This window comes from Streptomyces sp. NPDC058457, assembly GCF_042720695.1.
Taxonomy (GTDB): Bacteria; Actinomycetota; Actinomycetes; order Streptomycetales; family Streptomycetaceae; genus Streptomyces.
In genome coordinates this window covers 22,435-48,090 of sequence record NZ_JBHXLU010000070.1, presented here as the reverse complement: position 1 = coordinate 48,090, position 25,656 = coordinate 22,435, and the positions used below count along the sequence as shown (strand labels likewise).

Genomic DNA, 25,656 nt, shown 5'->3' with positions numbered 1-25,656 from the left:
GCGGTCTCATAAGAGCGGACGACGACATACCCCCGGGTAACGAGGTGAGGGAGCCATGACGACCCTGACGGAGGCCGACGCGGTCGACGGACTGCGGGACGCGCTCGGCCTGCTCAAGGACCGCGAGCAGGTGGCCGAACGGCTGCTGGTCTCCTCCGCGAAGCACTCCTTCGACCCGGACAAGGAGCTGGACTGGGACGCGCCCTTCGAGGAGGGCAAGTGGTTCTGGCCGCCGGAGCTGGTGTCGCTGTACGGCACGCCGATGTGGCAGCGGATGTCCGAGGAACAGCGGATCCTGCTCTCCCAGCACGAGGCCGCCGCGCTGGCCTCGCTGGGCATCTGGTTCGAGCTGATCCTGATGCAGCTGCTGGTCCGGCACATCTACGACAAGGCGGCGACGAGTGCGCATGTGCGCTACGCGCTGACCGAGATCGAGGACGAGTGCCGGCACTCGAAGATGTTCGCGCGGCTGATAGCGCGCGGGGACGCGCCCTGGTACCCGGTGAGCCGCGCCCACCAGAACCTGGGCCGCCTCTTCAAGACGATCTCCACGACCCCCGGTTCGTTCACGGCCACCCTGCTCGGCGAGGAGGTCCTGGACTGGATGCAGCGGCTGACCTTCCCCGACGAGCGGGTCCAGCCGCTGGTCCGCGGGGTCACGCGGATCCACGTGGTCGAGGAGGCCCGGCATGTGCGGTACGCCCGCGAGGAGCTGCGCCGGCAGATGGTGACGGCGCCGCGGTGGTCGCAGGAGTTCACGCGGGTCACCTCCGGTGAGTTCGCGCGGGTGTTCTCGGTCGCCTTCGTCAATCCGGAGGTCTACACGAACGTGGGGCTGGACCGGCGGGAGGCGGTGGCGCAGGTGCGGGCGAGCGGGCATCGGCGGGAGGTCATGCAGACGGGCGCGAAGCGGCTGACCGACTTTCTGGATGACATCGGGGTTCTTCAGGGGGTCGGGCGGCGGTTGTGGAGGAGCTCGGGGCTGCTGGCTTGAGGGTCGGGTGCGGGTGAGTGGGGGTTGTTCGCGCAGTTCCCCGCGCCCCTTAGGCGGGTATCCGGGTCGCATGTCGATACAACCCCGAGCCTCTCCTAGGTAGGAGTCGGCGTCGTCGGCGGCAGAGTTCCGAAGCTCTCATCCGGGCCCTCTGTCGCTGTCTTCGGGATCGCGGGGGGCGTGTAGCGGGCCAAGGACCGGGCCGTCGGATCTGGCCGTACCGCGCCCAGGATCGGATTCGCGGCGATCGGGGAGACCTTGATCTTCGCGCCGGGGCGGGGGGCCTGGACCACCTTGCCGTTGCCCAGGTAGAGGGCTACGTGGGTGGCCTCGGGGAAGTACACGACCAGGTCGCCGGGGCGGAGGCTGTTCAGGGGGACGTGGGGCAGGTCGGCCCACTGTTGCTGGCTGGTTCTCGGGATGGGCGTGCCGGCGTGCTCCCAGGCCTGTGAGGTCAGGCCCGAGCAGTCGTACGACGCCGGGCCCGCCGCGCCCCACTGGTACGGCTTGCCCAGCTGCCGCACCGCGTAGCGCACCGCGCGGTCGCCTTCCGGGGAGGGGGGTGGCGTGGTGGTGCTCAGGGCGCCGGACGTGGTGAGGCTCCGCTGGGCGTCCGCCGTCTCGGTCCGCTCCAGGTCCGCCAGGGCGGTGAGTTGGTCGGGGGTGAGGGAGGCCAGCATCCGCTCCACGTCGGAGAGGCGGGCCCGCACCTCGTCACGCTGTTTCCTCTGCCCCTCGGCGAGGGCGAACTGGGTGTCGAGTGCCTTGCGGGCCCGGCCGGTCAGGTCGGTCTGCCGCCGCTCGTCGTCGGCCAGCCGGCCCACCGTCTTCGCCCGCTCACGTGCCAGTTCGCCGATGACATGGCCCTCGTCGAGCGCGTGCTGCGGGTCACGGGCGAGGAGCAGGCGGATGTAGGGGGAGAGCCCGGTGGAGTTCTGGTACTGCTGCCGGGCCAGCCGGCCCGCCTCGTCCTTGCTGCTGTGCAGGGAGAGCCGGGCCTCGGCCAGCTCGCCGTCCAACCGGGTCACCTCGGTGCGCTGCCGGTTCAGGCGTTCCGCGGCCGCGTTGTAGGTCTCGGTGGCCTGTTCGGCCTGCCGGTACGCCTGCTGAAGGTCCGTCAGCAGCTCGGCGACCGGCCGCCCGGGGTCGGGTGCGGCGAGCGCGGGCAGGGGCGTGAGGACGGCCTGGGCCGCCGCCACCGCGGCCGTACAGGCCAGACGCAGAAACCTTCCTGGCACGTCATCACCTCCGATGCGGGACGGTCTCTCCGTCCCGCATCGCGATGATCACGTGATAATCAGACGTGTATGCGTGGCCCGCGCGGCGAATGTGCGCGATTCGGCCCAGTCATGTCACCCGCCAGTGTCACCCGCCGGTGCCGTCCGGCCCGCCGGGCGGCGTCGCGTCCGGTGCGGCGGGCGGCGTCGCGTCCGGTGCGGCGGCCGGGTCCGGCTTCGACCACGGCCACTTCGGCCCACCGCCGGCCCCCTTGCCCGTGGGGTCGTACTCGTACTTCCAGCCCTGGGACAGGCCCAAGCGCTTGCTCTGCCCGCGGGGCATGCGACGGTAGACCAGGACCGTGGGCGGCCCGCCGGCCGGGTCCGGGACCGGGATGCGGTAGGTCTTCGGGGGGTGGCCCGTCATGCCGAGCAGCACGGGGAGCGTCCGCCCGTCCATCGGGCCGCCTTCGAAGGGGGTGTCCTGACTCTTCACGGCACCAGTTTCAGCCATCCGCCGCGAGGGCGTCGACGAGGGCGGCGGTCTGCGGGTCGCGGCGCGCGGTCACACTGAGTACGGCGACGAACTGGTCGACCAGCCAGTCCCGCAACTCGTCGACCGGCGGCTGCTTGCCTTCGTCGAGCCAGATGAGGGAGGCCGCCTCGACAGCGGTGATCCACATCCGGACGGTCATCCGCAGCCGGGGGCTCGGGTCGGCGACGTCCAGGTGGCTGAGAATATGCTGCGCGGCGGCCCGCCGTACGCCGTCCACGATCGCTGTCGTCCGCGAGGTCTCGACCACGCTGCCGCCCTGGAGCAGGGCGCTGAAACCGGCGTCGTGCTGGTCGACGAAGGCGAGGTAGCGGTCGAGGGCGCGGGCGAGCCGGGGCAGAAGGGGGCCCTCACGGGGCTCGTCGAAGCAGTGTTCGAGCTCCTCGGCGGCCGACCTGAGGGCGGCCTCGTAGAGCTGCTGCTTGCCGCCGGGGAAGTAGCGGTACACCAGAGGGCGGGAGACCCCGGCCGCCTCCGCCACGTCGTCGAGCGAGATGTCCTCGGGCGCGCGGTGCGCGAAGAGGGAGAGGGCCGCGTCGAGCAGCTGACTGCGCCGCTCCTCGACGGACAGCCTGCGGTAGGCGGGGGTGGCGGCCTGCGGGGTCATGCGATCAGCGTATGCGCTGGGCTGGGAGCGCCGCGACGGGCACCGGCGGTCGGTCGGGTGCGGCGCCGTCGTGGCCGGTCGCGCCCACGCGGCGGAGCCGCATATCGAATACAGCCCCGCGCCCCTAAAAGCAGGGGGCTGCACAAGCGCCCCTTCAGGGGCGCGGGGAACTGCGCGAGCAACCACCGCGCACCCGCGGCCGAAAAACGATCAGGCGCCTGCGGTCACCGAGGCGAGGTACGCCTCTGTCTTCTCCGGCTCGTAGAAGAAGTTCTCGTAGTCGGCGGGGTCGTTGAAGCCGTTGGCGAAGCGGTCGGCGACCGGCGGGAGCTGGCCCGCGGCGCCGATCAGGTTGAGGATGTGCTCCGGCGGGGGCGCCAGCATGGCGTTCGTCCACTTGGTGACGTGCTGGGCCGTGTTCCAGTAGCGGTCGAACGTCTCCTGCATCCAGGCCTCGTCGAACTCCTTCTCGCCGTTTTCGAGGATCGAGGCGAGGTAGGAGGCGGCGCACTTGGCGGCGGAGTTGGAGCCCTGGCCCGTGATCGGGTCGTTGGCCACGACGACGTCCGCGACGCCGAGGACCAGGCCGCCGCCGGGGAGGCGGCCGATCGGGTTGCGGACGGTGGGGGCGTAACGGCCGGCGAGCGTGCCGCCGGCGTCGGTCAGTTCGACCTTGGTGGTCCGCGCGTGCTCCCAGGGCGTGTACCGCTCCATGAGTTCCAGGGTCAGGGAGAGGTGCTCCGAGGGGTCCTTGACGCCGTTGAAGACGTCCAGCGGGCCGCCGGGTATGCCCTCCCAGAAGAGGATGTCGGCGGGGCCGGAGGTGGTGAGCGTCGGCATGACGAAGAGTTCGCCGACGCCGGGGACCAGGTTGCAGCGGACCGCGTAGTAGTCCGGGTGCTCCGGGCGGGGTCCGAGGCCGTGGACGTAGGAGACGGCCAGGGCCCGCTGCGGCTCCGTGTAGGGGGAACGCGAAGCGTCGCGGCCGAACATGGAGACCAGCTCGCCCTTGCCGGCCGAGACCAGCACCAGGTCGTACGTACGGGCGAAGTAGTCGAGGTCGCCGACGGCCGCGCCGTGGATGACCAGCTGGCCGCCGCGCTGCGCGAAGGTCTCCATCCAGCCGGCCATCTTCACCCGCTGGTCGACCGACTGCGCGTACCCGTCGAGCTTGCCCACCCAGTCGATGGCACGGGCCGCGGGACCCTCGGCCCAGGAGCCGGGGGCGGCGACCGAGACGCCGAGTCCTTCGATCTTCGGGGCCTGGGACTCCCAGAAGTTCAGCTGGAGATCGCGCTCGTGCTGCAGTGCCGTGTGGAACATGCACTGCGTCGACATGACCCGGCCGGAGCGGATCTCGTCCGCGGTCCGGTTCGACATCAGGGTGACCTCGTAGCCGTGCGACAGGAGGCCGAGGGCGAGCTGGAGACCGGACTGGCCGGCCCCCACGACGAGTATCTTCCGCATGCGGTGGTGGCTCCTAAGGGTTCAGAAGATCTACCCGGGGTGCTACTCGGGGGTTTCGTCCAGCGCGTGGGCGACCAGGGACAGCAGCGTCTCGATGGCCGAGATCCGACGGCGGGCGTCCATGATCATTACAGGTATGTGCGGAGGAATCGTCAATGCCTCGCGCACGTCCTCGGGTTCGAAGCGCTCGCTGCCGTCGAAGTGGTTGACCGCGACGACGTACGGCAGCCCGCAGCTCTCGAAGTAGTCCAGCGCCGGGAAGCAGTCCTTCAGGCGCCGGGTGTCCGCGAGGACGACGGCGCCGATCGCGCCGCGCACCAGGTCGTCCCACATGAACCAGAACCGCTGCTGGCCCGGCGTGCCGAACAGGTAGAGCACCAGGTCGTCGTCGAGCGTGATGCGGCCGAAGTCCATGGCCACGGTGGTGGTCGTCTTGCCGGGCGTGGCGGTGAGGTCGTCGGTCTCCTCGCTCGCCTCGGTCATCAGCGCCTCGGTCTGCAGGGGCGTGATCTCCGAGACGGCGGTGACCAGCGTGGTCTTGCCGACGCCGAAGCCGCCGGCCACGACTATCTTCGTGGCGACGGGGGCCCGGGTGCGGTCCGTCTGCCAGGACCGCGTGTGCTCCTCCCCGTCGAGGAGCGGGTTGACGCCGGTGGCGTCAGAGACGGCGTAGTCCACTCAGCACCCTTTCCAGCAGAGCGCGGTCCGGGCGGCCGGCGCCGTGACCGGTCCCGGTGCCGTACACACGGATCTTTCCCTGGTCCGCGAGGTCACTGAGCAGGACCCGGACCACACCGAGCGGCATCTTCAGCAGCGCGGCGATCTCGGCCACCGTGCGCATGCGGCGGCACAGTTCGACGATGGCCCGCATCTCCGGCATCACCCGGGTGTTGAGGGAACCATTCGTCAGTTCCTTGCGCTCCTCCGGGGCCTCCAACGCGGCCACGAACGTCTCCACGAGGAGGACGTGACCGAAGCGGGTACGGCCGCCGGTGAGCGAGTAGGGGCGGACGCGGGCGGGTTTGCGGTCACCGCCGCGTACCGGGAGGTTCTGCCTGCGGTTCTTCGGCGCGTTGCTCATCGGCCGCTCCTCGGCGCGTCGGCCTCCAGGGACTGGCGTAGCTCGGTGCGGAGTTCGGGGGTGAGGACGTGGCCGGCCCGGCCGACGAACAGTGCCATGTGATATGCCACCACGCTCATGTCGCACTCCGCGCTGCCGTGCACACCCAGCAGCGAGCCGTCGCTGATCGACATCACGAAGAGGCTGCCCTCGTCCATCGCGACCATCGTGTGCTTGACCGGGCCGAAGTCCATCAGCTTGGCGGTGCCGACGGTGAGGCTGCCGATGCCGGAGACGATGGTGGCGAGGTCCGCGGCGGAGCCGCGCGGGCCCTTCCGCTTCTCGTTCCTGGCCTCGCGGGCCGCTTCGTTCTGGCCGGGGTCCGAGGAGAGCAGGAGCAGCCCGTCCGAGGAGACCACGGCGACCGACTGGATACCGGGCACCTCCTCGATGAGGTTGCTCAGCAGCCAGTGCAGGTTACGAGCCTCACTGCTCAGTCCGAAGGTACTGGGCGCGGTCAACTGCTTGCCTCCTCGACAGTGCCCCCCGTGGCTTCTTCGGATACGGCTGTTCCGGGTACGGCTCTTACGGTGCTCGGCACCCTGTTCTGCCCCGTCTGCTCGGCGATCTCCGCCTCGACGTCACGCCGGCCGGCGTCGGCGCCCCGGCGGAAGCCGCCGAGCCTGCGGCGGAGGGCATCCGCGTCGACGCCGGTGCTGCGCTGGCGGGGCGGTGGGGCGGGAGCGGTGATCTTGGGGGTGCGCTTGGGGAGGCCCTTGCTGGTGACCGGGTCCTCGTCCTCCGCCTCGGCCTCGACTTCGGCGGTTTCGTTCCCACCCGCACCATCCGTGCGGGTATCGGTGTCAGGTGCGGGTGGCCCCAGTGGGGCGTACTCGCCGTCGGCGGCCGCGGGCAGCGGGCGGGTGCGAGCATCGGCGTCGGCAGGATGCGCCCGCTCCCCGGCCGCACCCTCACCCACACTCGCCTCCGGCTGCGGCTCCAGCGGGACCAGCAGTTCCATCGTCGTCTCGGCGAACGTCTCCGCCGGCGCCTTCGGCCGGGCCGTCGGCTCGGGGTCCGCCGGCTTCGGCGGGGCCGCCTGCTCGTGCACGGCGTCCTCGTCGGCCCGCCGTACCGCTACGGCCTCCTCGTCGGCCCCCTCCGCCGCTGCGCCGTGCCCATGCCCGTCCGCCTCCCGTACCGCCTTCTCCGCCAGCGTCACCAGGGGGTCGCCGGACGTGGAGCGGCCGTACAGGACGTTGGAGTTGACCTCCGCGTCCGCGCCGGGGAGGGAGAAGGCGTGGGCGCCGGCCGGGGTCGTCGTGGCCGAGGGGACCGCGGGCGGCGGGGCCTGGGCCAGCAGCGGCTGGGGCAGGACCACGACTGCCGCCACCCCGCCCTGCTTCTGCTCGCGCAGCTGGACGCGGACGCCGTGCCGGTGGGCCAGCCGGGCCACCACGTAGAGGCCGAGGCCGAGACCGTCCTCGCCCTCCTGGTCGTACGGCGACTCGGGGTCGAAGTCGGCCAGGCGGCCGTTGAGGCGGACCATGCGGTCGGCGGTCATGCCGATGCCCTCGTCCTGGACGGAGAGCATGACCTCGCCGCTCTCCAGCAGCCAGCCGGAGATCTCGACGGGGACGTCGGGCGGGGAGGACGCGGTGGCGTTCTCCATCAGTTCGGCGAGGAGGTGGGAGAGGTCGTCGGCCGCGAAGCCGGCCACGTGCGCGTGCGGGGGGAGGGAGGCGATCCGGACCCGCTCGTAGCGCTCGATCTCGCTGACCGCCGCCCGGACGACGTCCACCAGCGGGATCGGGCCCGCGTGCTGCTGGACGTGTTCGGTGCCGGCGAGGACGAGGAGGTTCTCGCTGTGGCGGCGCATGACCGTGGCGAAGTGGTCGAGTTTGAAGAGGGTCGACAGGCGGTCGGGGTCCTGCTCGCGCTCCTCCAGCGTCTCGATGACCGCCAGCTGGCGTTCCACCAGGCCGAGCGTGCGCAGTGCGAGGTTGACGAAGGTGGAGCCGATGCTGGTGCGCAGCCGCTCCAGCTGGTCGGCGGCGTCGGTGACCTCCGCGCGCAGTTCCTCGCGGGCGTCGGCCATCTTCTGGCGCTGGCCGACCAGGTGCTTGCGGTCGGTCTCCAGGGTGGCGATGCGGTCGTAGAGCTCGGCGGCGTGCGCGTGCAGGGCGTTGACGGAGCGGACGACCTGGGCGAACTCGTCGTTGCGGCCGGTGAAGGCGACCGGTTCCGCGGTGCGCGGGTCCTCGGCCCCGGCGAGGCGGGCCGAGCCCCGGCGGAGCACGGAGAGGGGGCGGGTGAGGGTGCGGGCCATGGCCGTGGCGATGCCGACCGCGACCAGCATCAGGGCGCCGAGCACCGCGACCCGGATCTCCAGCGCGGTGACGTCGTCGTCGCGGAGCACCGCGAGGTCCTTGGTGCGGTGGTCGTAGAGGGCCGACTCCACGCCCCGCATCAGCTCGACCCGGGCGGACAGCGCCGCGTCCAGCTTCTTGGTGCCGGTGGCGAGGTCGTCGTCGGAGAGGGTCGGCTGGTCGGTGAGGGCGGCCAGGTACTTGTCGGCGTTGTTGACGTCGTTGCCGGTGACCGTGGAGTCGAACGAGTCGACCGCCGCCTTGGGCGCGGTGTCGCGGAAGTCGGCGAGGGCCGCGTCGGCGCGCAGCCGGGCCTGCTGGGCGGCGGCGGTGAGCGCGTCCCGCTGCTTCTTGTCGGCCTCGGAGGTGGTGGTGCTGGTGGTGGACAGACCGGTGATCGGGTCGATCGTGGTCTGGGTGGTGCTCGGGATGTTCAGGGCGGCGAGCAGGAGGCCCCGGGCCGCCGCGGACTGCTGGACGGCGGAGTCCAGTTCGGCGAGCGCGTAGGCGCCGGAGCCGGCCCTGGGGGGCATCTGCTCGGCCAGTTGCTCGGCGAGCCGGTGCAGTTCGGTGATGGTCTCCGAGTAGGCCTCGTGGGTTTCGAGGGCCGTGCTCTTGCCGGTGAGCGCGGCCCGGCGGACGGCGGCGATGCCGTCGAGGTCGGTACGCAGCCAGCCGGGGGCGTCGGTGTCCGCGCGCAGGTCCTCGACCTGGCGGTCGACCCGGGCGCTGCGGTCCTCGGAGGGCGCCTTGGACTTGGGGCGGCCCGCCGCGATGTAGGTGGTGACGTCGTCGCGCTCGTCGGCGAGCGAGTTGGCGAGGGCCAGCGCGTCCTGGGTGCGGCCGGCCAGGGTCACCAGGTCCTGGGAGTCGCTCAGCTGCCCGGAGGCGGTGAGCAGGGCGGGCGCTCCGGCTCCCGCGATCGCGGCGGCGACCACGGCCACGGCCACGATCAGCCGGGTGCGGACGTGCTTGGGGCGGCCGGTGCCGACGGGGGCCGCGGCGCCCGTTTCGGAGGCCGTCTTCTTGCCTGCGCGCCGAGGCCGCGTCTTCTGCACCGGTGCTCGCATTCCTGAACTCGTGTACCCAAGGGGTTGGGTGGCACCCCGTCATAATCCCCGGCATTTCGGTGCCAAGTGGTGCGTGCACCCGATTCGTACGGTCCCCGACCCTCCCAGCGCCGGTGGGCAGTGGTCTCGCATCACTCCCGCCGCCACCCGAAGGAGTGAACATCGGAGGGGAGTTGGCGGGCAAGTTCCGACGGACCGTGCGGGGTCCTTTTCCGGCTGGCCGGTTGGACGCGGACGGCAGGCTTTGGCAGGATTCGCCACCGCACCTTCCCGGAGTGCGCCATTCCACCCCAAATCAGGCGGCTGACCTGCGGGACCGCATCAATTCCAAGGTCGTTGCCAGCCTTTGGTGAAGCCCGTGGAGGGGTCGTGCAGACTGGCCGAATGCGTACTGAAGTCGTTTCGGAATCCGGCACCCCCGGCCGCCCCAACGAGGACTTCGCCGGTGTCGGGCTTCCCGCCTCGGGGCAGGGGGGTTGTCTGATCGTCCTGGACGGGGTCACTCCGCCGCGGGACGGCACCGGGTGTCTGCATTCCGTCCACTGGTTCACCGCACGGCTGGGCGGCGCACTGACCGAACTGACCGTTTCGCGAGGAGATCTGACGCTGCGGGAGATCCTCGAACGGGCGATCGGCCGCACAGCCGCCGCACACGGTGACACCTGTGACCTTTCTCACCCGCGCACGCCCCAGGCGACGGTCGTGCTGAGCCGCTGGTCCGAGGAGACCGTGGAGTTCCTGGTCCTGTCCGACTCCGCGCTGCTCCTGAGGTCCCCCGACGGCGCGGTCACCCCGGTCCTGGACGACCGGCTCGACCGCGTGCCCCGCGCCTCGCTCGCCTCGGACGCGATCGCCGACGCCACGGTCCGCAACCGGGAGGGCGGCTTCTTCACGGCCGCCGCCGACCCCTCGGTGGCCGCCCGCGCGGTCACCGGGACCGCGCCCCGCGCCGAGGTCCGCGCGCTGGCCGCACTCACGGACGGGGCGACCCGCTGGACGGAGAAGTTCCGCGAGGGCGACTGGACGGCCCTTCTCGACGTCGTCCGCAAGGAGGGGGCGCGGGCGCTGGTCGACCGGGTGCGGGAGCTGGAGGCGGCCGACCGGGAGGAGCGGGTGTTCCTGCGGCGGAGCAAGACGCACGACGACGCGACGGTGGTGTACGTCGAGCTGTGAGGCTCCCGGCGACGGCGTGGCGGCTACTTCTCCATGACGCCGTTCAACTGCTGGAGCAGCCGGGCCAGTTCCGCGACCTCGCTGCGGTCCCAGTGGGCGAGCTGGCGGACGTAGCGGCCCCGGCGGGCCTCGCGGACCGTGCCGACCCGGCGCCGGCCCTCGTCGGTGAGGGCGACCAGCCAGGCCCGCCCGTCGGCCGGGTCGGGCTCCCGGGCGATCAGGCCGAGCTCCTCCAGGGCGCGCAGCTGACGGGACATGGTGGCCTTGCCGACGCCGATGTAGGCGGCCAGTTCGGTGGCGCGCTGGCCGCCGCACTCGTCGAGCCGCACGAGCAGTCCGTACGCGGCGGACTCCAGGTCGGGGTGGACCTCCCGGGCCATCTCGCCCTGGCTGGCCCGGGCGCGGCGCAGCAGCACCGTCAACTCGCGTTCCAGGGCCAGGAACTCCTGGTCCGCACCGTTCGGCGTCAACCCGGTGGCGGCGCGCCGTTCCTCGCCCTGCTCGTCCTCGTGCACGTCAGCACCCCTGATCGGTTTCACAGTCCTGAAAGTTTCCGTCAAGCCCCGTCATCGCCGCAGCTCGCCAAGTATTCCGCAGGCTCAGACCAACGGCAGCCTCCGGACCCCCTTCCCGGGAGGTCCGCCACGTGCGTAGCGTCCGCTCCAAGGCAATCGATGGCATGCCCACGCCGCTAGATGGCGTCACGCCGTGTGACACCGCGTCGTGTCGCACCGCGTAGACGGACCGCCTCTGGCATATCTGGGACCTTCACCTCACCCCACGGAGGCACGTCATGCCCGTGCACAGACCCGCCCCCAAGCTCCTCACCGCCCTGCTCACGCTGCTGCTCGCGGCGCTCTCCCCCAACCCCGCCCACGCCGACGCGTCCGGCCCGGCCGGCCCGGTCCGCGGCTCGGCGTACATGGGCATGGGCGTCCTGGCCCACGACGGCCAGAGCGGCACGCCCAAGACCGGCCTCGCCACCCAGGCCGAGGGTGTCGATGTCGCCAGCTACCAGGGCGACGTCGCCTGGTCGACCCTGCTGAGCAGCGGGGTCAGATGGGCGTACACCAAGGCCACGGAAGGCACGTACTACACCAACCCCTACTTCACCCAGCAGTACAACGGCTCCTACGACGTCGGCATGATCCGCGGCGCCTACCACTTCGCGACCCCGGACACCACGGGCGGCGCCGCCCAGGCCGACTACTTCGTCGACCACGGCGGCGGCTGGTCCCAGGACGGCCAGACGCTGCCCGGCGTCCTGGACATCGAGTGGAACCCGTACGGCGCAGCGTGCTACGGCAAGTCCGCGAGCGGGATGGTCACCTGGATCACCGACTTCCTGAACCGGTACAAGGCCCGGACGGGCCGGGCCGCCGTCGTGTACACGGCGACCAGCTGGTGGAAGGACTGCACCGGCAACTACAGCGGCTTCGGCGCCAGCAACCCGCTGTGGGTCGCCCGGTACGCCTCGGACGTGGGCACGCTGCCGGCCGGCTGGTCGGCGTACACGATGTGGCAGTACACGTCGACCGGACCGACGGTCGGGGACCACGACAAGTTCAACGGGGCCGTAGACCAGGTGGTCGCGTTCGCCAAAGGGTAGGCGAAGGCCCGGGCCTCCTCGCGGGGACCCGGGCCTTCTGCATCCGGCAGCGTCCGTCACGCCGCTACCGGAACCTCCGGCGCCGCGCCGTTCGTGGCGGGCGCGAGCGCCAGCTCCAGGACCTGCCGGACGTCGGTCACGGCGTGGACGTCGAGCTTGTCCAGCACCTCGGCCGGGACGTCGTCCAGGTCGGCCTCGTTGCGCTTCGGGATGATGACGGTCGTCACCCCGGCGCGCTGGGCGGCGAGCAGCTTCTGCTTCACACCGCCGATGGGCAGCACCCGGCCGGTCAGCGAGACCTCGCCGGTCATCGCCACGTCCGTGCGGACCAGCCGCCCGGAGAGCAGCGACGCGAGGGCCGTCGTCATCGTGACGCCGGCGCTCGGGCCGTCCTTCGGCACCGCGCCCGCCGGGAAGTGGATGTGCACGCCCCGGTCCTTCAGGTCGCCGACCGGAAGCTCCAGTTCGGCGCCGTGCGAGCGGAGGAAGGACAGGGCGATCTGCGCCGACTCCTTCATCACGTCGCCCAGCTGACCGGTGAGGGTCAGACCCGCCGCGCCCGTCTCCGGGTCGGCGAGGGACGCCTCGACGAAGAGGACGTCGCCGCCGGCGCCGGTGACCGCGAGGCCGGTCGCCACTCCGGGGACCGCCGTGCGGCGCTCGGCCGGGTCCTGCGCGGACTCGGGCACGTGGTGCGGCCGGCCGATCAGGGCGCGCAGGTCCTCGTCCCTGATCGTGAACGGCAGCTCCCGGTCGCCCAGTTCGTGCTGTGCGGCCACCTTGCGGAGCAGCCGGGCGATCGAGCGCTCCAGGGTGCGGACGCCCGCCTCGCGGGTGTACTCGCCGGCGAGCTTGCGCAGCGCGCTCTCGTCGAGGATCACCTCGTCCTTGTCGAGCCCCGCCCGGTCCAGCTGGCGCGGGAGCAGGTGGTCACGGGCGATGACGACCTTCTCGTCCTCGGTGTAGCCGTCCAGGCGGACCAGCTCCATACGGTCGAGCAGGGCCTCCGGGATCGCCTCCAGGACGTTGGCGGTGGCGAGGAAGACGACGTCGGACAGGTCGAGTTCGACTTCCAGGTAGTGGTCGCGGAAGGTGTGGTTCTGCGCCGGGTCCAGGACTTCGAGCAGGGCCGCGGCCGGGTCGCCGCGGAAGTCGGAGCCCACCTTGTCGATCTCGTCGAGCAGGACGACCGGGTTCATCGAACCGGCCTCCTTGATGGCCCGCACGATCCGGCCGGGCAGCGCGCCGACGTAGGTACGGCGGTGACCGCGGATCTCGGCCTCGTCCCGGACGCCGCCCAGGGCGACCCGGACGAACTTCCGCCCCATCGCGTGCGCGACCGACTCACCGAGCGAGGTCTTGCCGACGCCGGGCGGCCCGACAAGGGCGAGGACGGCACCGCCACGGCGGCCGCCGATGACTCCGAGCCCCCGGTCGTTACGGCGCTTGCGCACCGCCAGGTACTCGGTGATCCGCTCCTTCACGTCCTCCAGACCGGCGTGCTCGGCGTCCAGGATCGCCTTGGCGCCCTGGATGTCGTACGCGTCCTCGGTCCGCTCGTTCCACGGCAGTTCGAGCACCGTGTCCAGCCAGGTACGGATCCACGAGCCCTCGGGCGACTGGTCGCTGGACCGCTCCAGCTTGTCGACCTCCTTGAGGGCGGCCTCGCGGACCTTCTCGGGCAGGTCGGCGGCCTCCACGCGGGCGCGGTAGTCGTCGGACTCCTCGCCGTCCTTCGCGGCATCGCCGTTCAGCTCGCGCAGCTCCTTGCGGACCGCCTCCAGCTGGCGGCGGAGCAGGAACTCGCGCTGCTGCTTGTCGACGCCCTCCTGGACGTCCTTGGCGATGGTCTCGGCCACGTCCTGCTCGGCGAGGTGGTCGCGGAGCTGCTGGGTGGCGAGCTTCAGCCGGGCCACCGGGTCGGCGGTCTCCAGGAGTTCGATCTTCTGGTCAACGGTCAGGTAGGGCGAGTAGCCGGAGTTGTCGGCGAGCTGGGACACGTCGTCGATGGCCTGCACCCGGTCCACGACCTGCCAGGCGCCGCGCTTGCGCAGCCAGGCGGTGGCGAGGGCCTTGTACTCCTTGACCAGTTCGGTGACATGACCGGGCACCGGGTCCGGGACGTTCTCGTCGATACGGGTGCCCTCCACCCACAGGGCGGCACCCGGGCCGGTGGTACCGGCGCCGATGCGCACCCGGTAGCGGCCGCGGATCAGGGCGCCCGGGTCGCCGTCGGCGAGGCGGCCGACCTGTTCCACGGTGCCGAGCACACCGGTGCCCGGGTAGGTCCCGTCGACACGCGGCACCAGCAGCACCTTGGGCTTGCCGGGCTCGGTACGGGCGGCGGCCTGCGCAGCCTCCACGGCGGCGCGTACATCAGGGTCCTTCAGGTCCAGCGGGACCACCATCCCGGGCAGCACGACCTCGCCGTCGAGAGGCAGCACAGGGAGGGTGAGTGATGCGGACGTCGAAGCCATGATCTCCCCTTCGGCAGTCAACTTGAGTTATGCCGACTCAATGCATGTGAGCCACCGAATGTTCCCAGGGGTGCGTTCGCTGTGAGCGATCGGCTGCTGACCTGGTCGTACGGGATGTACGGCCGGGAAAACGGTCAAGGCCCACCGCTGGAAAAACAGTTGATCGGCACGGACGCATTCCCCGTACGGTCGGCCGGTGACCGACGACACCGACACCACCGCGACCCTGCTCGCCGCCTACGACGCGCAGATGCGCGCCGTCCAGCCCGTCCCCGCGCCCGGGATCACCTACGAGCACGACGGCCCCGTCCTCCGCGTCGTGGGCCAGCACCGCGGCTTCGTGACCGGGCCGCGCGACTGGGGCGGCGTGCGCGGCCCCGAGCTGGACGCGCTGATCGCCCGGCAGCGGGACTTCTTCGCGGCGCGCGGCGAGGCGGTGGAGTGGAAGACGCGCGGGCACGACGACCCGGCGGACCTCCCCGAGCGGCTGCGCGCGGCGGGCTTCGTGCCCGAGGACCAGGAGACGGTGGTGATCGCCGAGGTCGCGGACCTGACGGCGGACGCACCCGTCCTCCCCCCGGGCGTGACGCTGCGCCGGGTCACCGCCGACGCGGACCTGGAGCGCATCGCCGCGCTGGAGACCGCGGTGTGGGGCGAGGACATGGCGTGGATCGCCGGATACCTGCGGGGCCGGCTCGCGGTGAACCCGGACGGCATCGAGATCTACGTCGCCGAGGCGGCAGGGGAGGTCGTGTCGGCGGCCTGGGTGGCCTTCCGGCCCGGCACGGACTTCGCCATGCTGCTGGGCGGCTCCACGCTGGCCGAGTGGCGCGGCCAGGGCATCTACCGCGTACTGGTGGCCCTCCGGGCGACCCGCGCGGCGGCCCGGAACGCGCCCTACCTCCTCGTGGAGGCCTCGGACGACAGCGCCCCGATCCTGAAGCGACTGGGCTTCACGGCGGTGACGACGACGACCCCGTACGTGTGGACCCCGGCCCGTTGAAGCGCGCCCCAAAGGGGCGCGGGGCTGTATCGATGTGCGGCTCCGCCGCGTGGGCGCGACCAGCCACGACGACGCCACACCCGGCACCCGACCGGCCCCCACGCACAGCGTTGAACCCCGGCCCGCTGGAACGCGCCCGAAGGGGCGCGGGGAACTGCGCGAGCAACCACAGCGCACGCGCACCCGGCCGCCTGCCGTAACGGCGCATCGCACCGGCAGGTCGGGCACCGCCGGACAACGCCGTCGGCGCTGAGCACTGTTGCGACGGGAAAAGAAGACGGGAAAAGAAGAAGGGCCGGCATCCGCCCCCCGGTGCCACTGCCATGACTCCGCAAGGCCGTCGCTACACCACCGCAACGCAACTCACAGGAAACTAGCCGAAACTGCCAGCGGATTCACAGCGAACGGCGGCGACGGCATACAACGGGGCTCGGGGGGACACATGGGTGAGGAACAGCCGACGGCCAAGCGGCCGGCACGGCGTGCCGTGCTCACCGGCGCCGCCGTCGTCGCGGCCGGCGCCGCCGTCCCGTTGACCCTGCGGGCCATGGACGACGACGGCACCGGCTCCCCCACCCCCGCCCGCACCGCCCCCGCCGCGCCCGTCGCGAGCCGCCCCCCGGCGTCGCCGACCTCGCAGGCCTCGCCCCTCCCCCGCACCGACCCGCGCCCGAACATCCTCTTCGTCCTCACCGACGACCAGCCGAAGGAGACGGACTGGGCGATCCGCCGTACCGCCGACTGGCTGGGCGGGCAGGGCGTCGCCTTCGCGCGGGCGCACGCCAACACCCCGCTCTGCGCGCCCTCCCGGGCCTCGATCATGTCCGGGCGGTACGCGCACCACCACGGTGTCCTCGACACCCGCCACCCGTACCACCTCGACCAGCACACCACCGTGCAGCGCCAGTTGCACGAGGCCGGCTACCGCACCGGCCTGTTCGGCAAGTACCTCAACTACTGGCACACCGGCGACAACCCGCCGCACTTCGACGAGTGGCTCCTCCAGGAACCGGTGGCGTACTACGACGGCCACTACAACGACAACGGCACGGTCCGGAACATCCCCGGCTACAACACCACCGTCATCAGGGACCGCGCCCTCGACTTCATCGACAGGTCCCGGACCGACACCCGGCCATGGTTCGCGTACGTCGCCACCCGCAGTGCGCACGAACTCAACATCCCGGAGCGGAAGTACGCGCACGCACGCGTGCCGGAGTGGCCGGGCCGGCCCTCCGTCCACGAGGGCGACAAGAGCGACAAGCCCCCGTTCCTGCGCACGGCCAACCACACGTACGACCAGGGAAAGGCGCTGCGCAGGCGCCAGTTGCGCACCCTGCTGTCGGTGGACGACGCGATGCGGGACTTCCAGGACAAGCTGCGTGCGCTGGGCCAGCTGGAGAACACGCTCGTGCTCTACACCAGCGACCACGGGCTGTGCTGGGCGGACCACGGCTGGCTGCGCAAGTCGGTGCCGTACCGGCCGAGCCTGGAGGTGCCGTTCTGGCTGTCCTGGCCGGCGCACGGCCTGGGCAAGGGCACCGTCGACGACCGGCTCACCGGCCATGTCGACATCGCCCCGACCTTCCTGGACGCGGCCGGCATCACCCCGGACACCCCGCACGACGGCCACTCGCTCCTCGACACCCGCAACGACCGCGACCTCCTCCTCGCCGAGTGGTGGTGGAACCGGCAGGACCAGGAGCCGATCCACACCTGGGCCACCCACGTCGGCAGGTCCACGCAGTACACGGAGTACTACCGCACCCGCCTCGACGGGCAGGGCCGGCCCACGCAGGGCGACGGCGCGGTCCTCTTCCGCGAGTTCTACGACCTGGCCGCCGACCCGTACCAGCTCGCCAACCGCCTGCACGGCGCCACGGCAGAACAGGAAGCGGCCCTCGGCGTCCCGGAGTTGGCGAAGGGCCTGGCGGCGGCGCGGCGCGCCTGAGCGCTCAGGCGACGACGGCGACGGGGACGGCCGGGTCCTGGACGCGCTCCCGCCGCCAGCGTCGTACCACCGGCCAGAGCGCTGTCCCGACGGCCAGTGCGATCAGGTGGCCCCAGTTGGTCATCGGGTCCTGGAAGGCGACGAGGTCGGTGACGAGGCTGTAGCCGACCAGGGCGAGCAGCGGCCAGCGCAGCCAGGGGGCGAGGAGACCGGAGAGCGCACCGATGCTGGCGGCCACGCCGAAGCTGATGCCGTAGTCGAGACGGTGCAGGGAGGTGTCGGGGAGGTGACCGACCAGGACCGCGAGGCCGACCGGGACCTCCGTCGCGAGGGTCGCCAGGACGTGGCCCGTGAGGAAGACGAGGATCGCGCGGGCACCGCCTATCCGCCGCTCCAGCGCGGTCAGGACGAGCACGAAGGCCAGCGCGAAGGGCGACAGCAGCCCGCCCGCGATCCACAGTGCGCTGGCCAGCAGGACGAAGACCGGGGTGCGCAGCAGATGGGCGACATCGGTGCTGGAGTCCTGGTAGAGCGTGTTCAGCAGGCCGGGACTCGCGTAGCTCGCGAAGAGCGAGGTGAGGGCCAGGACCGCCGTGTAGGCGAAGGTGACCGGGGTGCCGGTGGGGGTGGGGAGCAGCCGCCAGGGCAGCAGGTGCCGGGCGGCCGGGCGCCAGGGGTACGGACGGAGGGCGGGGCGGGGGATCGCCGGGGCGGGGGCCGCGACCGGGCCGCGCTGGCGCGGTACGCCGTCGAGGAGGGCGGCGACATCCCCGGCGGGAAGGGGCTCGGGCGTGGGCGTCGATGCGGCCCTCGCGGTCCGTTCCACGGTGAGGCGCTCCTTCCGTTTCACCCCACCCTTCGCCGTCCCACGAGCCGCTGTCTGTGATCGGGGCCACCCGGGGGACGATTCACAGGATTTTCTGAAGAACCAAGAGGGGTCAGGAGGAACCATACGAGCCGTATCCGGTCACCCCTGGGCGCGAAGCGCCGGGCCGCCCCTCGAACGGGTGACACCCGTGCGGCTGCCCGCCACCCGTAATTCGTGTGGCCGCAAAGCCCTGTTGGGGCAGGATGGCCGCCATGACCAGCTCAGCCTCCGCAAGCTCCGCGGCCTCCGCGTACCTCGGTTCCCCTGGTCCCCCTGGTTCCCCTGTGGTCCTGGACCGGCGCGACGGGCCGTACGGCGAGGTGGTGCTGCGCAGACACGGCGAGCTCCTGCAGATCATCGCCAACGGCTGCTTCCTGATGGACACCTCCGACGGACGCTCGGAACGGTTGCTCGTGGACGCCGCCCACCAGGCGCTGGACGGGCGGAGCGAGCCGGCGGTGCTGATCGGCGGGCTGGGCGTCGGGTTCTCGCTCGCCCATGCCGCACAGGAACCCCGCTGGGGGCGGATCACTGTCGTGGAGCGGGAGCCGGCGGTCGTCGACTGGCACCGGGACGGCCCGCTCTCGGCGCTCTCCGCCCGCGCGTTCGCCGATCCGCGCACGGCAATCGTCCAGAGCGATCTGGTCACTTACGTCAATGAGACATCGGACACGTTCGACGCGCTGTGCCTGGACATCGACAACGGCCCCGGCTGGACCGTCGACAAGGGCAATGAGGGGCTCTACTCACCGGCCGGACTCGCGGGCTGCGCAAGGGTGTTGAGGCCGGGCGGGGTACTGGCCGTATGGTCGGCGCAGCCCTCTGCGGAATTCGAGGGATCCTTGCGGAATGCCGGGTTCCAACGGGTGCGTACCGAAGAGATCCCGGTTGCCCGGGGCGTTCCGGACGTCGTTCACCTTGCCGTCCGCCCTGGATAGCGAGTGCGCCTCCTGTCACCGTAATGTGCATCCCTGACGCGGATCATTCAAGCGTCAATCGCAGTCATGGAATCACCCCACTGGTTCCGGAAAGCACACAGGGGCGGGCGATGGAGCAGACACACACCTCGCACAACGGTACGGCGACGGCGACTCCGGGCGCCCAGCGCCGGGTTCTGGTCGTCGAGGACGATCCCACGATCGTCGACGCCATCGCGGTCCGCCTGCGCGCCGAGGGGTTCCTCGTGCAAACAGCGGGCGACGGTCCGGCGGCCGTCGACACCGCCGAGGCCTGGCAGCCCGACCTGCTGATCCTCGACATCATGCTGCCCGGCTTCGACGGTCTTGAGGTCTGCCGGCGCGTGCAGGCCGCCCGTCCGGTGCCGGTGCTGATGCTCACCGCGCGGGACGACGAGACCGACATGCTGGTCGGCCTCGGGGTCGGCGCCGACGACTACATGACCAAGCCGTTCTCCATGCGGGAGCTGGCGGCGCGTGTGCACGTGCTGCTGCGCCGGGTGGAGCGGGCGGCCATCGCGGCCTCCACGCCCCGCTCCGGCATCCTGCGCCTCGGCGAGCTGGAGATCGACCACGCACAGCGCCGGGTCCGGGTGCGCAGCGAGGACGTGCATCTCACGCCCACCGAGTTCGACCTCCTGGTGTGCCTGGCGAACACCCCGCGCGCGGTGCTCTCCCGTGAACAGCTGCTCGCCGAGGTGTGGGACTGGGCGGACGCCTCCGGCACCCGCACGGTCGACAGCCACATCAAGGCGCTGCGCCGGAAGATCGGCGCCGAGCGGATCCGCACCGTGCACGGTGTGGGCTACGCCCTGGAGACACCGACGCCATGAGCGGGGGGCCGGCCGGACCGAGAGGCCCCGGGGAGGAGCCCTGGGGCGCCGCTGTACGCCCGTTCTCGATCAAGACCAAGCTGGGCGCGCTCGTCGTCGTCTCGGTGCTGATCACCACCGGTCTGTCGATCGTCGCGGTGCACACCAAGACGGAGCTGCGCTTCATCACGGTCTTCTCGATGATCGCCACACTGTTGATAACGCAGTTCGTGGCTCATTCGCTCACCGCGCCGCTGGACGACATGAACGCGGTGGCCCGGTCGATATCGCAGGGCGACTACACGCGCCGGGTGCGGGAGAACCGCCGGGACGAGCTGGGCGACCTGGCCGAGACGATCAACGTCATGGCCGACGAGCTGGAGGCCCAGGACCGCCAGCGCAAGGAGCTGGTCGCGAACGTCTCGCACGAGCTGCGCACGCCCATCGCGGCGCTGCGGGCCGTCCTGGAGAACGTCGTCGACGGCATCGCCGAGCCGGACACCGAGACCATGCGCACGGCACTGAAGCAGACCGAGCGCCTCGGCCGCCTGGTGGAGACCCTCCTCGACCTGTCCCGGCTCGACAACGGGGTCGTACCGCTGCGCCAGCGCCGTTTCGAGGTGTGGCCGTACCTCTCGGGCGTGCTGAAGGAGGCCAACATGGTCGCCGGGGCGCGCGGGAGCATGGCCTCGGGCTCCGGGAACCACACCCGTACCGACGTCCATCTGCACCTGGACGTCTCCCCGCCCGAGCTGTCCGCGCACGCCGACCCGGAGCGCATCCACCAGGTCGTGGCGAACCTCATCGACAACGCGGTCAAGCACAGCCCGCCGCACGGCCGGGTGACGGTGAAGGCGCGGCGCGGGCCGCAGCCGGAGTCGCTGGAGCTGGAGGTCCTGGACGAGGGCCCCGGCATTCCGCGCTCGGAGTGGCACCGCGTCTTCGAGCGCTTCAACCGCGGCGCCGTACGGCGGCCGCACGGTCCGGGCAGCGACGGCGGCACCGGCCTGGGGCTGGCGATCGCCCGGTGGGCGGTGGATCTGCACGGCGGCCGGATCGGCGTGGCCGAATCCGAGCGGGGCTGCAGGATTATCGTCACCCTTCCAGGGCTTTCATCCGTGCCAAGTTGACGTAAAGTTCGATCCGGAGCCTCAAGATCCATCTGTGGTCCGCACGGTCGTCGGCACAGCCGGACACGTGTGATCAGGTGCGGCCCCCGCGCATGTCGCGCGGGGCGCCGGAGCGAGGTGATCATCGACGTGGCGGAGCCATGTCCGGTTCCGTCCTCTCACAGCGCAACCACGCTTGTTTCCCGCCATATCAAGCCCTGAAACACGGTTTTCGATGTGACTTACGCGACGATGAACCGGCCCGACCTGACCTTCGCGGTCTTGGAGGCGTAGCCTTTATTCCCGCTGTCCATAACCTTGTGAAGCGGAAGAGGGCGGTTGCCGCCGTGTCGCCACAGTCCCCCAGTAACTCGAGCATCTCGACCGACGCAGACCAAGCGGGCAAGAACCCCGCAGCCGCGTTCGGACCGAACGAGTGGCTCGTCGACGAGATCTATCAGCAGTACCTCCAGGACCCGAATTCGGTAGACCGAGCCTGGTGGGACTTCTTCGCCGACTACAAGCCGGGAGCGCCCGCCGCCTCGGCTCCGGCGGGTACCGCGGCCGCGGGGGCCGCGGGCACCACCTCCACGACACCCGCGCCGGCCCAGCCGGCGGCTCCGGCGCCCGCCCCCGCCCCCCAGGCGCCCGCCGCGCCCGCTCCGGCCGCCCAGGCCGCGCCTGTCGCTCCCCAGGCCGCAGCGCCCTCCCCCACGCTCGAATCAGCTCGCGCGGGGGGACCCCCATCGGCGCCCGCGAAGCCCGCCGCCGCCCCGGCCCCGGCCGCCGCGAAGCCGGCCGCCGCTGCCGCGAAGGCCGCGCCCGCCGCCGCGTCGCCCGACGGTCCCGATCTGGTCACCCTGCGTGGTCCCGCCGCCGCCGTCGCGAAGAACATGAGCGCCTCGCTGGACGTGCCGACCGCCACCTCGGTCCGCGCGGTCCCGGTGAAGCTGCTGTTCGACAACCGCATCGTCATCAACAACCACCTCAAGCGCGCCCGGGGCGGGAAGATCTCCTTCACGCACCTGATCGGCTTCGCGATGGTGCAGGCCCTCAAGGCCATGCCGTCGATGAACTACTCGTTCGCGGAGAAGGACGGCAAGCCGACCCTGGTCAAGCCGCCGCACGTGAACTTCGGCCTGGCCATCGACCTGGTGAAGCCCAACGGCGACCGCCAGCTCGTCGTGGCCGGCATCAAGAAGGCCGAGACGCTGAACTTCTTCGAGTTCTGGCAGGCCTACGAGGACATCGTCCGTCGCGCCCGCGACAACAAGCTGACGATGGACGACTTCACCGGCGTCACGGTCTCCCTGACCAACCCCGGCGGACTCGGCACCGTCCACTCGGTCCCGCGTCTGATGCCCGGCCAGTCGGTCATCATGGGCGTCGGCTCCATGGACTACCCGGCGGAGTTCCAGGGCACCAGCCAGGACACCCTGAACAAGCTCGGCATCTCGAAGGTCATGACGCTCACGTCGACCTACGACCACCGGGTCATCCAGGGCGCCGCCTCCGGCGAGTTCCTGCGCTCGGTCGCCAACCTCCTCCTCGGCGAGAACGGCTTCTACGACGACATCTTCGAGGCCCTGCGCATCCCGTACGAGCCGGTCCGCTGGCTCCGGGACATCGACGCCTCGCACGACGACGACGTCACCAAGGCCGCCCGCGTCTTCGAGCTGATCCACTCCTACCGGGTCCGCGGCCACGTCATGGCCGACACCGACCCGCTGGAGTACAAGCAGCGCAAGCACCCCGACCTGGACATCACCGAGCACGGCCTCACCCTGTGGGACCTGGAGCGCGACTTCGCGGTCGGCGGCTTCGCCGGCAAGTCGATGATGAAGCTGCGCGACATCCTCGGCGTGCTGCGCGACTCGTACTGCCGCACCACCGGCATCGAGTTCATGCACATCCAGGACCCGAAGCAGCGCAAGTGGATCCAGGACCGCGTGGAGCGCCCGCACTCCAAGATGGAGCGCGAGGAGCAGCTGCGGATCCTGCGCCGGCTGAACGCGGCGGAGGCCTTCGAGACCTTCCTGCAGACGAAGTACGTCGGCCAGAAGCGCTTCTCCCTGGAGGGCGGCGAGTCCGTCATCCCGCTGCTCGACGCGGTCCTCGACTCGGCGGCGGAGTCCCGTCTCGACGAGGTCGTCATCGGCATGGCCCACCGCGGCCGCCTGAACGTCCTCGCCAACATCGTCGGCAAGTCGTACGCCCAGATCTTCCGCGAGTTCGAGGGCAACCTCGACCCGAAGTCGATGCACGGCTCCGGCGACGTGAAGTACCACCTGGGCGCCGAGGGCACCTTCACCGGCCTGGACGGCGAGCAGATCAAGGTCTCGCTGGCCGCCAACCCGTCCCACCTGGAGACGGTCGACCCGGTCATCGAGGGCATCGCCCGCGCCAAGCAGGACATCATCAACAAGGGCGGCACGGACTTCACGGTCCTGCCCGTCGCGCTGCACGGCGACGCGGCCTTCGCGGGCCAGGGCGTGGTGGCCGAGACCCTGAACATGTCGCAGCTGCGCGGCTACCGCACCGGCGGCACGGTCCACATCGTCATCAACAACCAGGTCGGCTTCACCGCCGCCCCGGAGTCGTCGCGCTCCTCGATGTACGCGACCGACGTGGCCCGCATGATCGAGGCCCCGATCTTCCACGTGAACGGTGACGACCCGGAGGCCGTGGTCCGCGTGGCCCGCCTGGCCTTCGAGTTCCGTCAGGCGTTCAACAAGGACGTGGTGATCGACCTCATCTGCTACCGCCGCCGCGGTCACAACGAGTCGGACAACCCGGCCTTCACCCAGCCCCTGATGTACGACCTGATCGACAAGAAGCGCTCGGTGCGCAAGCTCTACACCGAGTCCCTGATCGGTCGCGGCGACATCACCCTGGAAGAGGCCGAGCAGGCCCTGCAGGACTACCAGGGCCAGCTGGAGAAGGTCTTCACGGAGGTCCGCGAGGCCACCTCGCAGCCGGCCGCCGCGGACGTCCACGAGCCGCTGGACGGCTTCCCGGTGGCGGTGCCGACGGCGATCTCCACGGAGGCCGTCAAGCGCATCGCCGAGTCCCAGGTCAACATCCCGGACTACTTCACCGTCCACCCGCGTCTGCTGCCGCAGCTGCAGCGCCGGGCGGCGATGATCGAGGACGGCACGATCGACTGGGGCATGGGCGAGACCCTCGCCATCGGCTCGCTGCTGATGGAGGGCACCCCGGTGCGCCTCTCCGGCCAGGACTCCCAGCGCGGCACCTTCGGCCAGCGCCACGCGGTCCTGATCGACCGGGAGACGGGCGCGGACTACACCCCGCTCCTCTACCTGTCCGAGGACCAGGCCCGCTACAACGTCTACAACTCGCTGCTCTCCGAGTACGCGGTGATGGGCTTCGAGTACGGCTACTCGCTGGCCCGTCCGGACGCGCTGGTGATGTGGGAGGCGCAGTTCGGTGACTTCACCAACGGCGCCCAGTCGATCGTCGACGAGTACATCTCGGCGGCCGAGCAGAAGTGGGGCCAGACGTCCGGCGTCACCCTGCTCCTCCCGCACGGCTACGAGGGCCAGGGCCCGGACCACTCCTCGGCCCGCATCGAGCGCTTCCTGCAGCTGTGCGCGCAGAACAACATGACGGTCGCGATGCCGACCCTCCCGTCGAACTACTTCCACCTCCTGCGGTGGCAGGTGCACAACCCGCACCACAAGCCGCTGGTCGTCTTCACCCCGAAGTCGATGCTGCGCCTCAAGGCGGCGGCCTCGAAGGCGGAGGAGTTCACGAACGGGCAGTTCCGCCCGGTCATCGGCGACGCCTCGGTCGACCCGGCCGCGGTCCGCAAGGTCGTCTTCTGCACCGGCAAGGTCTACTACGACCTGGAGGCCGAGCGGCAGAAGCGCGGCGTCACGGACACGGCGATCATCCGCCTCGAGCGCCTGTACCCGCTGCCGGGTGCGGAGCTCCAGGCCGAGGTCAACAAGTACCCGAACGCCGAGAAGTACCTGTGGACCCAGGAGGAACCGGCGAACCAGGGTGCCTGGCCGTTCATCGCGCTCAACCTGATCGACCACCTGGACCTGGCGGTCGGCGCGGACGTCCCGGCCGGCGAGCGCCTGCGCCGCATCTCCCGCCCGCACTCCTCGTCCCCGGCGGTGGGTTCGGCCAAGCGCCACCAGGCGGAGCAGGAGCAGCTGGTGCGCGAGGTCTTCGACGCGTAAGCGTCCGACACGCGCCGAAGCGTCCGACACGCGCCGAAGGGCCCGATCCCCGTTGCGGGGGCCGGGCCCTTCGGCCTTCGTTCCCGCGCCCAGCCACCCTTGTCGTCCGCCTAGGCTGGTAGACGTCCACCACCGGGCACCCACACATGCAGG

General features: G+C 71.2%; 20 protein-coding genes. 9 read left to right on the top strand and 11 right to left on the bottom strand.

Annotated features, from left to right (window positions below):
* The first annotated feature begins 55 nt into the window (after positions 1-55).
* Positions 56-994: a diiron oxygenase gene (locus ACFWPS_RS38795; protein ID WP_383714468.1), complete on the top strand. Its 939-nt coding sequence runs from the start codon at positions 56-58 to the stop codon at positions 992-994.
* 95 nt (positions 995-1,089) lie between these two features.
* On the opposite strand, the gene ACFWPS_RS38790 is transcribed toward ACFWPS_RS38795, so the two are convergent.
* The 8 genes from ACFWPS_RS38790 to ACFWPS_RS38755 all read right to left on the bottom strand — a co-directional run bounded on the left by ACFWPS_RS38790 (position 1,090) and on the right by ACFWPS_RS38755 (position 9,325).
* Positions 1,090-2,232 carry an NlpC/P60 family protein gene (locus tag ACFWPS_RS38790; RefSeq protein ID WP_383714466.1) on the bottom strand — a complete coding sequence of 381 codons (1,143 nt, stop codon included), beginning with the start codon at positions 2,230-2,232 and terminating at the stop codon, positions 1,090-1,092.
* A 127-nt stretch (positions 2,233-2,359) separates the two neighbouring features.
* Positions 2,360-2,707, bottom strand: a complete 348-nt coding sequence (locus ACFWPS_RS38785; protein WP_383714463.1) for a hypothetical protein — start codon at positions 2,705-2,707, stop codon at positions 2,360-2,362.
* 10 nt (positions 2,708-2,717) lie between these two features.
* Positions 2,718-3,371, bottom strand: a complete 654-nt coding sequence (locus tag ACFWPS_RS38780; protein WP_383714461.1) for a TetR/AcrR family transcriptional regulator — start codon at positions 3,369-3,371, stop codon at positions 2,718-2,720.
* A 210-nt stretch (positions 3,372-3,581) separates the two neighbouring features.
* A complete protein-coding gene (locus ACFWPS_RS38775; protein WP_383714458.1) occupies positions 3,582-4,838 on the bottom strand; it encodes a styrene monooxygenase/indole monooxygenase family protein in 1,257 nt (418 codons plus the stop codon).
* A 42-nt stretch (positions 4,839-4,880) separates the two neighbouring features.
* The gene (locus ACFWPS_RS38770; RefSeq protein ID WP_383714456.1) at positions 4,881-5,516 is read right to left on the bottom strand and encodes an ATP/GTP-binding protein; all 636 of its coding nucleotides are present in this window, start codon (positions 5,514-5,516) and stop codon (positions 4,881-4,883) included.
* Positions 5,497-5,919: a DUF742 domain-containing protein gene (locus ACFWPS_RS38765; protein ID WP_217561068.1), complete on the bottom strand. Its 423-nt coding sequence runs from the start codon at positions 5,917-5,919 to the stop codon at positions 5,497-5,499. Before ACFWPS_RS38765 ends, ACFWPS_RS38770 begins: the two co-directional genes overlap by 20 nt.
* Positions 5,916-6,419: a roadblock/LC7 domain-containing protein gene (locus ACFWPS_RS38760; RefSeq protein ID WP_089098801.1), complete on the bottom strand. Its 504-nt coding sequence runs from the start codon at positions 6,417-6,419 to the stop codon at positions 5,916-5,918. The genes ACFWPS_RS38765 and ACFWPS_RS38760 overlap by 4 nt, the downstream gene beginning before the upstream one ends.
* Entirely contained in the window at positions 6,416-9,325 is a 2,910-nt protein-coding gene (locus tag ACFWPS_RS38755) for a nitrate- and nitrite sensing domain-containing protein (protein WP_383714453.1), read from the bottom strand. The genes ACFWPS_RS38760 and ACFWPS_RS38755 overlap by 4 nt, the downstream gene beginning before the upstream one ends.
* A gap of 396 nt (positions 9,326-9,721) precedes the next feature.
* Between ACFWPS_RS38755 and ACFWPS_RS38750 the strand changes: the two genes are divergently transcribed.
* A complete protein-coding gene (locus ACFWPS_RS38750) occupies positions 9,722-10,510 on the top strand; it encodes a protein phosphatase 2C domain-containing protein (RefSeq protein WP_383714450.1) in 789 nt (262 codons plus the stop codon).
* 23 nt (positions 10,511-10,533) lie between these two features.
* On the opposite strand, the gene ACFWPS_RS38745 is transcribed toward ACFWPS_RS38750, so the two are convergent.
* A complete protein-coding gene (locus tag ACFWPS_RS38745) occupies positions 10,534-11,025 on the bottom strand; it encodes a MarR family winged helix-turn-helix transcriptional regulator (RefSeq protein WP_383714448.1) in 492 nt (163 codons plus the stop codon).
* A 278-nt stretch (positions 11,026-11,303) separates the two neighbouring features.
* Between ACFWPS_RS38745 and ACFWPS_RS38740 the strand changes: the two genes are divergently transcribed.
* Entirely contained in the window at positions 11,304-12,119 is an 816-nt protein-coding gene (locus ACFWPS_RS38740; RefSeq protein ID WP_383714445.1) for a lysozyme, read from the top strand.
* Between the two features lie 56 nt (positions 12,120-12,175).
* On the opposite strand, the gene lon is transcribed toward ACFWPS_RS38740, so the two are convergent.
* The gene (lon, locus tag ACFWPS_RS38735; protein ID WP_383714442.1) at positions 12,176-14,596 is read right to left on the bottom strand and encodes an endopeptidase La; all 2,421 of its coding nucleotides are present in this window, start codon (positions 14,594-14,596) and stop codon (positions 12,176-12,178) included.
* A 250-nt stretch (positions 14,597-14,846) separates the two neighbouring features.
* Between lon and ACFWPS_RS38730 the strand changes: the two genes are divergently transcribed.
* Together ACFWPS_RS38730 and ACFWPS_RS38725 are read left to right on the top strand one after the other, a co-directional pair.
* Positions 14,847-15,599, top strand: a complete 753-nt coding sequence (locus tag ACFWPS_RS38730; RefSeq protein ID WP_383714505.1) for a GNAT family N-acetyltransferase — start codon at positions 14,847-14,849, stop codon at positions 15,597-15,599.
* A 442-nt stretch (positions 15,600-16,041) separates the two neighbouring features.
* Complete coding sequence (locus ACFWPS_RS38725; RefSeq protein ID WP_383714439.1) at positions 16,042-17,550, top strand: sulfatase; 1,509 nt, start codon at positions 16,042-16,044, stop codon at positions 17,548-17,550.
* Positions 17,551-17,554: 4 nt separating this feature from the next.
* On the opposite strand, the gene ACFWPS_RS38720 is transcribed toward ACFWPS_RS38725, so the two are convergent.
* Entirely contained in the window at positions 17,555-18,376 is an 822-nt protein-coding gene (locus ACFWPS_RS38720) for a rhomboid-like protein (protein WP_383714436.1), read from the bottom strand.
* Between the two features lie 254 nt (positions 18,377-18,630).
* Here ACFWPS_RS38720 and ACFWPS_RS38715 point away from each other — a divergent pair, with 254 nt between their 5' ends.
* From ACFWPS_RS38715 to ACFWPS_RS38700, 4 genes are all read left to right on the top strand, one after another.
* Complete coding sequence (locus ACFWPS_RS38715) at positions 18,631-19,356, top strand: spermidine synthase (RefSeq protein WP_383714433.1); 726 nt, start codon at positions 18,631-18,633, stop codon at positions 19,354-19,356.
* 110 nt (positions 19,357-19,466) lie between these two features.
* Complete coding sequence (locus ACFWPS_RS38710; protein WP_365708410.1) at positions 19,467-20,207, top strand: response regulator transcription factor; 741 nt, start codon at positions 19,467-19,469, stop codon at positions 20,205-20,207.
* The gene (locus tag ACFWPS_RS38705) at positions 20,204-21,316 is read left to right on the top strand and encodes a sensor histidine kinase (RefSeq protein WP_383714431.1); all 1,113 of its coding nucleotides are present in this window, start codon (positions 20,204-20,206) and stop codon (positions 21,314-21,316) included. The genes ACFWPS_RS38710 and ACFWPS_RS38705 overlap by 4 nt, the downstream gene beginning before the upstream one ends.
* Positions 21,317-21,642: 326 nt before the next feature.
* The gene (locus ACFWPS_RS38700; protein WP_383714429.1) at positions 21,643-25,503 is read left to right on the top strand and encodes a multifunctional oxoglutarate decarboxylase/oxoglutarate dehydrogenase thiamine pyrophosphate-binding subunit/dihydrolipoyllysine-residue succinyltransferase subunit; all 3,861 of its coding nucleotides are present in this window, start codon (positions 21,643-21,645) and stop codon (positions 25,501-25,503) included.
* The last annotated feature ends 153 nt before the right edge of the window (positions 25,504-25,656 follow it).